Here is an 11936-nt window from a genome sequence, read left to right on the forward strand (position 1 = left end):
TCTCCATAAAAGAAATTTGATTAGCTCAAATTGTTTTGCTGGCATCATGTTTGATGTCCAAAATTTTGTTTCGTTCACCAACTCAAGGTTAGCTACTAAAAACTTTATTGATTACGTTTTGCTTGTTCAGTTTTCAAGGTTCATTAATCTTTTTTTAGTGTCACCTCTTGGCGACTCACTAATAATATCAAGAATCTAAAACTATGTCAACACTTTCTCAAAATTAATTAATAGTTTTTTAAAATCTATTATTCGTCTACACCACTATGCTCAAAAAGATTAGTCCGAAGGTGGGAAACTTCAGTAACTGACGTTTCACTTGCGTTACATAAAACACTTGCTGAAAGAAGTTAACTAATTTCAAAAAGTTCATTTCTCTGTGTGACTTGGTTTTTATGAGATTCATCTTCTCGTACTTAGCTCGCTTCATTTAAACCTTTAAGTCTTTGTTGATACTTTTGTTTTATCACCTATATAATTTATCGAGCGAATTAAAAATAAAAAAAGGCGAACTCCAATATTAATGGGTTGCCTTTCAACTATTATAAATTTGTTATAATACGTGAAATATAGAAGGTACGATTTTTACCTAAATCAAATATCTCCCCTGATTGGCTTAATTTAATAAGTGGTCGAGTTGGTGCAAATTTATTTACAAACATCACTTCGCCTTGTTCCAGATTAGATAGTTCAACGATTGTCCCTATAGGAAGGTCAGCAACAATATCTATCAGTGCACGTACTACTTTAATATCAAACTTCCCAAATTCAGATTCATTAATCATCTCTATGACTTTAAAAGAAGATTGCTTTGTTCTATATACTCGCTCACATGTCATTGCATGGAATACATCTGCAACAGCGATAATTTGAGCGAAAGTAGAAATATTAGCGATTTTTTCTCCTTTCGGATAACCACTACCATTTAAACGCTCGTGGTGCTGGAAAATAGCCTCTTTCATTGTATCCTTTAAGATTGTTACATCTTTGACCATGCTGTAGCTATAAATCGGATGTTTATAAATTTCATTAAACTCCTGCTCTGTTAAGGTTGTTTTTTTATCGCGGATACGTGGATGAACTTTTGCCATTCCACAATCAGCTAATAACCCTCCAATTGCAACTTGAATTGTAATTCCTTTGTCATAGCTTAATTTTTGTGCAATCACCGAAGAAATCAATGCTGTTGCTACACAATGGTGGTACAAATAGTCTTTTGGATTTGAATACTCATTTAAATCAAAAATTATTGTACGATCTTCTAAAACCATTTCTAATAGTGGCAAAATAATTTTGCGTGCTTTCGCAATATCTACCTTTGCACCAGCTTCCCAATTTTTAAATTCCTTTTTAAATTGTTCAACTGAATTGTCATAAATCTTTCTGAAAGTCGGTATAGGTTCTGTTGGAACAACTAAACCTGTTTCTTTTACTTCTGATTGAGTTTCTACACCTTCTTTATAAACAGGGACTCTTGAAATATTAAAAGCAAAAAAAACTTGAAAATGCTCGTGGGAAATTATTGTGTTTTTAAAAATTATTGGATGTTGTGTATTAGCAAAAATATCTTCAGAAATTACTTTACCAATGCGTAACTCCGAAATTGGGACATGTATAGTTTCCACGCAATTAACTCCTCTTCACTATTTCGCTTGCATAAATTTAAGGATCAATTATGCCTCGGCATAATTGCGTCCGGAATCGGCTTTGTGCTTACACAAAGAACTCCTTACCTATTCTGTGACATCCGCCGGAGGCTTTGGGCCAACGTGATGTTGGTCACTCAGTCGTTACCACAGGACGTGGCGTTCTTAGACTGAATTCCTCTGTTCAGTGGGTGTTTGGACACCCACTGAACGGAGTTAAACTTATTTTATCATGGAATTCAAAATAATTACTTATTTTTCATGATTTATGCTGAAAAAACCGATGAACGGCAAACATTAGCTGTCGTCATCGGTCTTTTTATTACTCTTCTACTTGGGTATTTTCTTCGTTCGATTCTTCTTCAATCAATTCTTCTTCTTCTTTTTCAACCTTCGCTACAGTTGCAACAAGCTCGTCATCGCCTAAACGAATTAAACGAACACCCTGTGTACTACGGCCAATTAATGAGATATCATTCACATCCATACGGATTAGCATGCCGTTAATTGTGATCAGCATTAAATCTTCTGAACCATCAACCGTTTTTACAGCTACCATTGGACCGTTTTTATCAGTGATTTGAATTGTTTTTAATCCAACACCACCACGGCTTTGTAAACGATATTCCTCTTCAGATGTACGTTTACCGTAACCTTTTGCTGTAACAACTAAAATTTCCTGTTCCGGTTCAACGATTTCCATACCAACTACTTCGTCACCATCACGTAGTTTAATACCTCGTACACCACCTGCAGTACGGCCCATTGAACGAATATCATCCTCTTGGAAACGTACAAGCATTCCATCACGCGTACCAATAATCACTTGTTTCTTGCCATCTGTTAAACGAACAGAAATAAGATCATCATCTTCTCGCAAACTTATAGCTATTAAGCCGTTTGTTCGGATATTAGCAAATTGAGATACTGGTGTACGCTTTGTAATACCTGTTTTAGTAGTGAAGATAAAGTATGCATCCTCATCGAATGAACCTACACGGATCATTGCGGTTACTTTTTCACCTTTTTCAATATTGAGTAAGTTAACAATCGGTAATCCCTTCGCTGTACGACCATATTCCGGAATCTCATAACCTTTTGCTCTAAACACTTTCCCTTTTGAAGTGAAGAATAAAATTGTATCGTGTGTAGAAGTATTCATAAGATGCTCTACAAAATCATCTTCATTTGTGCCCATACCTTGTACACCGCGACCGCCACGTTTTTGACTACGATATGTATTCGCAGCTAAACGTTTGATATAACCATTGTGCGTTAAAGTTACGACTGAATTTTCGACTGGAATTAAATCCTCGTCCTCAATCATTTCTAAACCGCCAGAAGTAATTTCAGTGCGACGTGTATCATTAAAGCGATCTTTTACTTCTAATATTTCAGTGCGAATAATATCAACAATTTTAGCCTCATCCGCTAAAATTGCTTTTAATTCAGCAATTAATAGTTGAAGTTCTTGATATTCTGCTTCAATCTTTTCACGCTCTAATCCACTTAAACGAACTAAACGCATATCTAAAATAGCTTGCGCTTGGCGTTCAGATAAATTGAATCGCTCCATTAATTGAGGTTTCGCTTCATCACCACTGCGTGAACCACGAATAATAGCAATAATTTCATCAATATGATCAAGAGCAATACGTAAGCCCTCTAAAATATGTGCACGATCTTCCGCTTTCCTTAAGTCAAATTCCGTACGACGACGAATAATAACCTTTTGGTGCTCTAAATAATGATGCAACATTTCTTTTAAGCCCATTACTTTAGGCTGACCATTTACTAATGACAGCATATTAATACCGAAGCTCGATTGCATAGCTGTTTGTTTATATAAATTATTTAAAACGACATTGGCATTTGCATCTTTACGAATTTCAATGACTACTCGCATACCACGTCGGTCAGATTCATCACGTAAATTTGTAATACCATCAATTTTTTTATCGCGTACAAGCTCTGCTATTTTTTCAATAAGCTTAGCTTTATTCACTTGGTATGGTAATTCATGAATAAGAATTGTTTCTTTACCATTTGATTTTTGTTCAATCTCTACCTTTGCGCGAATAATGATGGAGCCACGACCAGTATCATAGGCACGGCGAATACCACTACGACCTAAAATTAATCCACCAGTTGGGAAATCAGGTCCTGGAATGATTTCCATCAATTCTTCTGTTGTGATAGCTGGATTTTCTGAAAGTGCTATCACTGCATCTATCGTTTCCCCAAGTTGATGTGGCGGAATATTTGTCGCCATACCAACCGCAATTCCTGCCGCTCCATTTACTAATAAGTTTGGATAGCGACTTGGAAGGACGATAGGTTCCTTTTCTGAACCATCATAGTTATCTGTATAGTCAATTGTGTCTTTATTGATATCACGAAGCATTTCCATTGCAATACGAGACATACGTGATTCTGTATAACGCATTGCTGCCGCTCCGTCGCCATCGACAGATCCAAAGTTACCATGACCATCGACTAACATGTAACGATAGCTGAAATCTTGCGCCATACGTACCATTGCATCATAAATAGATGAGTCACCATGTGGGTGGTATTTACCCATTACGTCCCCAACAATACGTGCTGATTTTTTGTACGCTTTATCTGCTGTATTCCCTAGTTCCTGCATGCCATATAAAATACGGCGATGTACAGGCTTTAATCCATCTCGTACGTCTGGTAATGCACGAGAAACGATTACACTCATCGCATAATCGAGGAAGGATGTTTCAATTTCTTTTGTTATATTAACTCCTTTAACACCGGAGCGTTCTTGTTCTGACAAAGTGTAGACCTCCTCTCAAGAAAAATTAAATATCTAAATTAGCGTATACTGCATTCTCTTCGATAAATTGACGACGTGGTTCAACTTCATCGCCCATTAAACGCTCAAATGCTTGGTTTGCTTTAATTGCATCATCTAATTCTACTTGTAACAATGTGCGGTGCTCAGGATCCATTGTAGTTTCCCAAAGCTGCTCTGCATTCATTTCTCCAAGACCTTTGTATCGTTGTACATTTGGTTTTGGCATTTTCGGTAACCGTTCTAAAATTGCTTGAAGAGTAACATCATCATAGCAATACTCAACATGTTTACCTTGCTTAACTTGATAAAGAGGTGGCTGTGCAATATAAATATAACCTGCCTCTAGGAGAGGTCGAAGGAAACGGAAGAAGAATGTTAAAAGTAATGTGCGGATGTGCGCACCATCAACATCGGCATCTGTCATAATAACGATTTTATGATAACGAGCCTTTTCTAAAGTAAACTCTTCACCAATACCTGTGCCAAATGCTGTAATCATTGCACGGATCTCTGCATTCGATAAAATTTTATCTAAACGTGCTTTTTCAACGTTAAGGATTTTACCACGTAACGGTAAGATTGCTTGGAAGTGTCGGTCACGTCCAGATTTCGCAGATCCTCCGGCAGAGTCACCCTCAACGATATAAATTTCGCATTCAGATGGGTTTGTAGATGAACAGTCAGCTAATTTACCTGGCAAACTTGATACTTCAAGTGCATTTTTACGACGTGTAAATTCACGTGCTTTTTTAGCAGCAACACGTGCACGAGCAGCCATTAGACCTTTTTCTACAACCTTACGAGCAACAGTTGGATTTTCTAACATAAATCGTTCAAAACCATCTGAGAACAAGGAGTTAGTAATTTGGCTAACTTCAGAGTTACCAAGCTTTGTTTTTGTTTGTCCTTCAAATTGTGGATCCGGATGCTTTACAGAAACAATAGCCGTTAAACCTTCTCGAACATCTTCACCAGTGAGATTTGCGTCTGACTCTTTTAAAAGTCCATTTTTTCGTGCGTAATCATTAATAACACGTGTTAGAGCAGTTTTAAAACCAGATTCATGTGTACCGCCTTCATACGTATTAATGTTATTAGCAAATGAGAAAATATTAGAAGAGAATCCAGCGTTATATTGCATAGCAATTTCAACTGAAATACCATCCTTTTCTCCAAGAACATCTATCGGATCATGGATTGGCTCTTTAGATTGATTCAAATGCTCTACATAAGAACGAATACCACCTTCATAATGATACGTAGTAGAACGTTCTTCACCTTCGCGTTCATCAGCAATTGTAATCCTAATACCACGATTTAAATAAGCTAATTCACGAATACGATGTGCTAAAATATCATATTCATAAACAGTCGTTTCTTTAAAGATTTCAGGGTCTGCTTTAAAACGTGTAGTTGTTCCGTTACGATCTGAATCACCGATAACCTTTAACTCTTGAACAGTTCTTCCACGTTCAAATTTAATTTCATGAATATGACCCTCACGATGAACTTGAACGATTGTCTCGACAGATAGAGCATTTACAACAGATGCCCCTACTCCATGAAGACCGCCTGAAACTTTGTATCCTCCACCGCCAAACTTACCGCCAGCATGGAGCACTGTCATAATAACTTCAACAGCAGGCTTACCCATTTTCTCTTGAATACTTACCGGAATACCACGACCATTGTCCTCTACACGAATCCAATTGTCTTGTTCTATCGTTACTTTTATATCTGTACAGAATCCTGCAAGTGCCTCATCAATACTGTTATCAACAATTTCCCATACTAAATGGTGAAGCCCTTTAGAGCTTGTTGAACCAATATACATCCCTGGTCTTTTACGTACAGCTTCTAATCCTTCTAATACCTGTATCTGATCGGCTTCATAAGCTTGATTTTGTAAACCTTCGTTCTCTATAGCCACGGCTTTCATCTACTCCTTCATAACATCATTGTGTGTAAATGAATGAACAGTCAACCGAGCTGACTATTACCATTCTTTTGTAATCTAAAAAACTCCCCGGGCTAACTTTCTTCAATCGCTCCTTGTTTCACGTGAAACAGCTGTGCATGCTCCATCGTCTCATGATGAATTCCATCAACACTTGTAGTCGTAACAAAGGTTTGAACTTCACCTTGAATGGTGTTTAATAAATGCGATTGACGATAATCATCGAGTTCCGACAATACATCATCTAAAAGTAGTATGGGTGTTTCATTTGTTTCTTGTTTAATTAATTCGATTTCAGCAAGTTTTAAGGAAAGAGCGGTTGTACGTTGCTGTCCTTGTGAACCGTATGTCTGAACATCATAGCCATTTACTAAAAACTGCAAATCATCTCGGTGTGGACCAACTAGTGTTACACCTCGATCAAATTCACGGTCCTTAGCTTCAATTAGCTTTTTATGCAAATAGCCTTCAATTTCACTGGAAGTATGTTCTTTTTCAATACCCGCTACTGTGCGGTATTTAATAGCTAACGTTTCTTTCCCTTGTGAAATACCTGCGTGAATTGGCTCTGCCCACTCTTGCAATAAATCCATAAATTGAAATCTTTTTCGAATAATTTGGGTAGCTGCGTGAATATATTGTTCATTATAAACCTCGTACATCACGTCATCTGGCATTTTTTTACCTTGATTCATTTTTAAAAAATGGTTACGTTGCTTTAAAATTTTTTGAAAGGTTAATAAATCATGCAAATAAACAGGCGAAATTTGCCCAATCTCCATATCAATAAAACGTCGTCGTAATTGCGGACTTCCCTTTACGACATTTAAATCTTCGGGTGCAAACATAACGACATTCATTTGGCCAATATAATGACTGAGGCGGCTTTGTTCTATATGATTTATCTTACCTTTTTTTCCTTTTTTCGTAATCGTAAGCTCAATCGGTAAAATACCATGCCTTTTTCGAACGGCCCCTTCTATTTTACCATAGTCTGTATCCCAACGTATTAATTCTTTATCGTTCGTCGTTCGATGAGATTTAGCCATCGCTAATACGTAAATAGATTCCATAACATTTGTTTTCCCTTGTGCATTTTCACCAATGAAAACATTAATTTTTGGAGAGAAGTTTAATGCTAAATCATCATAGTTACGGTAATTTGTAAGTTTTAACTGCTCTATCAGCATAATCTATTGTCCAGTTGTGTCAACGATACGAAATCGACCACACCCAGGAATATTTACAATGTCACCATGACGCAATTTACGACCGCGGCGATCATCTATTTCTCCATTTACATAAACATCATTTTCATGTAAAAACCATTTCGCCATGCCACCAGAGCTAATAGCATCGGTAATTTTTAAAAGTTGCCCTAATGTGACAAACTCTACATCAATTTTAATGTCCTTCATAGTTGAGTTCCCCTCCAAATACAAACTGTCTATCTCTCTATCATACCTAAAATTCCGCCATAAGTAAAAAAAGATAGCCGCAACTAGCGACTATCAGAACGTTTTTCAAAGTATTTAGAGCTTGAAGTTATGGAGTTTAATCTCTCCAACCAAAACTGTTTGAAATTTAATAAGTTCGTACAGGTAAAATTAACTGTAAAATTGCATCGTCATGAACAGAACGCAAAATAAACGGTCTCATTGCTCCTGTGAATTGAATGACTACTTCTTGACCATCTATTGCTTTCAATGCTTCCATCATGTACTTCGCACTGAAAGAAATTTTTAAGTTCTCCCCTTCTAATGACTCAACAGGAATTTCTTCTTGAACCTTCCCGATTTCTGGAGAGTTAGAAGAAACTTCCACAGATTGATTATCAAAAATTTCAAAACGTACAACATTATTACGGTCGCCTCGAGCAACAAGAGATGCACGATCGATTGCTTGTAATAATGATTTACCGTTAATCGTTAGATTTGTTTGATATTCTTCTGGGATTAAACGTGTTGTATCTGGGTAGTTACCTTCAAGTAAACGTGAGAAGAATAATACTTCTCCAGTTTTAAATAACACTTGCTGGCTTGTAATAACGATTTGAACAAGATTTGTTGAATCCTCTAAAACTTTATTTAACTCATTTAAACTTTTACCAGGAATAACAACACTATGTTCAACCTCAGGTAAATTTTCCAGTTGAACTTTACGTCTTGCTAAACGATGGCTATCTGTTGCAACACAGACTAACGCTTCGTTTTTTATCTGCCAGTTTACACCTGTCAACACCGGTCTACTTTCTGAAGTGGCAACAGCAAATACTGTTTCACGGATAATTGACTTTAATAGGTCTGCAGGAATAGTAAATTTTTGATCCTCTGTTAATTCAGGTAATAAAGGATATTCAGTAGCATCTGAGCCAATTAAGTGGAATTCAGATTTACCTGAACGGATATGAGTTTGGAAACTAGCTGTTACTTGAATTTCAACCTCATTTGTTGGTAACTTACGTACAATTTCATTAAACATACGAGCTTGTACAACAATTGATCCTGTTTCTGTAATATGAATTATTTGTTGGCCATCTTCTTCAACTGGAATAAATGTTTGTATAGTAATATCAGCGTCACTACCTGTTAAACGAATACCCTCTGTTGTTACATCGATTTTAATCCCTGTTAAAATTGGAATAGTTGTTTTAGAACTTACGGCTTTCATGACATCATTTAAACCCTCTAATAAACGGTCACGTAAAATATCAAATTTCATTCGTTTTCCCTCACATATTTATATTATTTATTTATATAAAATAAAAAAGATATAGTAATAGGCCCTGTGGATTTGTGGATAAGTGTGTTTAAGTGAATAAAATCAGTCTATCCACATGTAGATAGACTGTGTATAAGTTTGTGTTTAAACATATGGGTTGTCCACAGTATTATTTCCCTAGCATGCTTCGAATTTGTTTAATATCTTGCTGAAGCTGAGCGTCATTTTTCAACATAGAAGATATTTTTTCGTGAGCATGTATAACAGTAGTATGGTCGCGTCCACCAAATTCTTCGCCAATTTTCGGCAGCGAAAAATCTGTTAATTCGCGAGATAAATACATCGCGACTTGACGTGGAAAGGCAATTAATTTTGTACGTTTTTTCGCGGCGAAATCCTCTAAACGAATGTTAAAGTGCTCACCTACTGCATTTTGAATGTCTAGTATAGTGACAGTTCGTGGCTTCGAATTGGGAATAATATCCTTTAGCGCCTCAGCAGCCAAAGTCGCATTAATATCCTTGTTAACAAGTGATGAATAGGCAACGACGCGAATAAGCGCACCTTCAAGCTCCCGAATATTGGAGTCAATCTGGTTCGCAATATAGAGCATGACTTCATTTGGCACTTCTAGACCATCAGCCTTTGCTTTTTTTCGAAGAATGGCAATACGAGTTTCCAAATCAGGAGGCGCAATATCTGTAATTAGTCCCCATTCGAATCGAGAACGCAAACGATCTTCCAATGTCGGAATTTCCTTAGGAGGACGGTCACTGGAAATAACAATTTGTTTCGATTCTTCATGCAATGTATTAAAAGTGTGGAAAAATTCTTCCTGAGTTGATTCTTTTCCTGCTAGAAATTGAATATCATCAATTAGCAGTACATCTACATTGCGATATTTATTGCGGAAATCAAGTGCCTTATTATCTCGAATTGAGTTAATAAATTCATTTGTAAATTTTTCAGATGATAAATAGACTACCTTTGCATTTGGATTATGTTCCAGTACATAATGACCAATCGCATGCATTAAGTGTGTTTTGCCAAGCCCTACTCCCCCATAGATAAAAAATGGGTTATAAGCCTTCGCAGGTGCTTCTGCAACAGCTAGCGAGGCAGCATGTGCAAAGCGGTTACCAGAGCCGATAACGAACGTATCAAAAGTATACTTCGGGTTTAACATACCTGGTGAAATATCATGGTGATCGTCATTTTTTGCTTGGATAATCGGCGCTGGTAAATCGAAATCGTCCGAATCCTGGTTTTTTTGAACAACAAACTTAATAAGCAAGTCTTCGCCTGTAAGCTCCGTTAATATACCTGTAATCAAATGAATATAATGATTCTCAAGCCAGTCTCGAGCAAACGAATTTGGCGCAGCAATCGTCACAGTAGAACCACTACCATTGTAGGAAAGTAGTTTAGTAGACTTAAGCCACGTTTCGAAGCTTGGTTTAGAAATTTTTTGTTCAACTTGAGCCAGGACATTATTCCATAGTTCTTCTAAATGTTCCAAGCTGCTAATCTCCTTTACAGTTCAATACAATTTAAAAAAGCGCATTTATAGAAACGGTAAACACGTTCATTTTACAACTAGTCCACAAACTCACAAGTTGTGGATAAAAGTTAACCAAAGGCTGTGATAAAAATTATCCACAGCATATTAACAGTTGTGGATAAAATAATAAGTAATTTCAGTTTTCAACAAAGTGAAGCACAGATATCGTATCAGAAAAACAAAGCTATTTCAATAGTTTGTGAAACTTATCCACATACCTTTTATTTATGCACGTCCAAGTTGTCCACAAGGTCTGCTTATGTGAAAAAGGTGTAGATAAGTGTTGTGGATAAAAAAATATGCAAAAAATACTATACACAACTCTGTGTAAAAAAAACAAGTATTCTGTGGATAATTTATTTTATTCAGGAGAAGAGGATTTTAGGGAAACATAGATGTGGATTTGCATAAATATATAAATTTATAAAAGTCATTGACAAAATAACTAGTTACTTTATATAATATTCAGGTCTGTATGTTGAAAAATTCAACTCATTCAGGAGGTGTCTATATAAATGAAACGTACTTACCAACCAAAGAAACGTAAGCACAGCAAAGTTCACGGTTTCCGCGCACGTATGAGCACGAAAAACGGTCGCAAAGTTCTTGCTGCTCGTCGTCGTAAAGGAAGAAAAGTATTATCAGCATAAAATAAGTCCACTGAGACACATCAGTGGTCTTTTTTTTCTTTATTTTTGGGAAAACTAGAAATGAGGATCAAAGGATAATTATCGAGTAGCAGGTGAAAGTAATGAAAAAACGCCAACGAGTGAAAAAAAACGATGATTTTCAAAAGGTGTTTAAGAAGGGTAAATCTTTCGCTAATCGTCAGTTTGTCGTATATTTTTTAGAAAAAGAGGGACAAGCAGAGTTTCGTGTAGGATTATCGGTTAGCAAAAAACTTGGGAATGCAGTAACACGCAACCAGATCAAGCGCTATATTCGACAAAGTATTCATGAATTAAAAGATGAAGTGAAGCAGAATATGGACTATGTTATTATCGCCAGACAACCGGCGGCCACTATGGATTTTCATGAAGTAAAACAAAGTTTGCAGCATGTACTACGAATCGCAAAGGTTTTGAAGAAGACGTAATATGGATGGCAACCAAAGTGGTGAAGTAAAAGCGTTTCTGCGTGAAAGTGAAATCACTTAAAATACACATAGGGGTATTTTAAAGTAAGATTTCACTGCGATATGTGAATGATTAGTAACATTACTTA

General features: G+C 36.5%; 9 protein-coding genes. 2 read left to right on the forward strand and 7 right to left on the reverse strand.

The genetic code is table 11. The features are described 5' to 3' along the window. Positions 1–542 precede the first annotated feature (542 nt). From ACQKN4_RS23550 to dnaA, 7 genes are all read right to left on the reverse strand, one after another. Complete coding sequence (locus ACQKN4_RS23550; protein ID WP_079563346.1) at positions 543–1625, reverse strand: HD-GYP domain-containing protein; 1083 nt, start codon at positions 1623–1625, stop codon at positions 543–545. Positions 1626–1968: 343 nt separating this feature from the next. Further along, complete coding sequence (gene gyrA, locus ACQKN4_RS23555) at positions 1969–4452, reverse strand: DNA gyrase subunit A (RefSeq protein WP_427484990.1); 2484 nt, start codon at positions 4450–4452, stop codon at positions 1969–1971. A 25-nt stretch (positions 4453–4477) separates the two neighbouring features. Further along, a complete protein-coding gene (gene gyrB, locus ACQKN4_RS23560; RefSeq protein WP_079563348.1) occupies positions 4478–6412 on the reverse strand; it encodes a DNA topoisomerase (ATP-hydrolyzing) subunit B in 1935 nt (644 codons plus the stop codon). 92 nt (positions 6413–6504) lie between these two features. Continuing rightward, positions 6505–7620 carry a DNA replication/repair protein RecF gene (gene recF / locus ACQKN4_RS23565; RefSeq protein ID WP_079563349.1) on the reverse strand — a complete coding sequence of 372 codons (1116 nt, stop codon included), beginning with the start codon at positions 7618–7620 and terminating at the stop codon, positions 6505–6507. Between the two features lie 3 nt (positions 7621–7623). Then, on the reverse strand, positions 7624–7848 hold the full coding sequence (yaaA, locus tag ACQKN4_RS23570) for a S4 domain-containing protein YaaA (RefSeq protein ID WP_427484991.1): 225 nt from the start codon (positions 7846–7848) through the stop codon (positions 7624–7626). 166 nt (positions 7849–8014) lie between these two features. After that, a complete protein-coding gene (gene dnaN / locus ACQKN4_RS23575; protein WP_079563351.1) occupies positions 8015–9151 on the reverse strand; it encodes a DNA polymerase III subunit beta in 1137 nt (378 codons plus the stop codon). Between the two features lie 169 nt (positions 9152–9320). Beyond that, positions 9321–10670 carry a chromosomal replication initiator protein DnaA gene (dnaA, locus tag ACQKN4_RS23580; RefSeq protein ID WP_079563352.1) on the reverse strand — a complete coding sequence of 450 codons (1350 nt, stop codon included), beginning with the start codon at positions 10668–10670 and terminating at the stop codon, positions 9321–9323. 557 nt (positions 10671–11227) lie between these two features. On the opposite strand from dnaA, the gene rpmH reads away from it, so the two are divergent. Together rpmH and rnpA are read left to right on the forward strand one after the other, a co-directional pair. After that, positions 11228–11362, forward strand: coding sequence for a 50S ribosomal protein L34 (rpmH, locus tag ACQKN4_RS23585; RefSeq protein WP_004233310.1), 135 nt, complete (start codon positions 11228–11230; stop codon positions 11360–11362). A gap of 101 nt (positions 11363–11463) precedes the next feature. Further along, positions 11464–11808: a ribonuclease P protein component gene (gene rnpA / locus ACQKN4_RS23590; protein WP_079563353.1), complete on the forward strand. Its 345-nt coding sequence runs from the start codon at positions 11464–11466 to the stop codon at positions 11806–11808. Positions 11809–11936: the final 128 nt, after the last annotated feature.

It is taken from the genome of Lysinibacillus sp. NPDC093692 (assembly GCF_050280125.1).
GTDB lineage: Bacteria > Bacillota > Bacilli > Bacillales_A > Planococcaceae > Lysinibacillus.

Coding starts and splice junctions, on each gene's coding strand:
- gyrB (WP_079563348.1), bottom strand. CDS start 6,412: ATGAAAGCCGTGGCTATAGAGAACGAAGGTTTACAAAATCAAGCTTAT.
- recF (WP_079563349.1), bottom strand. CDS start 7,620: ATGCTGATAGAGCAGTTAAAACTTACAAATTACCGTAACTATGATGAT.
- yaaA (WP_427484991.1), bottom strand. CDS start 7,848: ATGAAGGACATTAAAATTGATGTAGAGTTTGTCACATTAGGGCAACTT.
- dnaN (WP_079563351.1), bottom strand. CDS start 9,151: ATGAAATTTGATATTTTACGTGACCGTTTATTAGAGGGTTTAAATGAT.
- rpmH (WP_004233310.1), top strand. CDS start 11,228: ATGAAACGTACTTACCAACCAAAGAAACGTAAGCACAGCAAAGTTCAC.
- rnpA (WP_079563353.1), top strand. CDS start 11,464: ATGAAAAAACGCCAACGAGTGAAAAAAAACGATGATTTTCAAAAGGTG.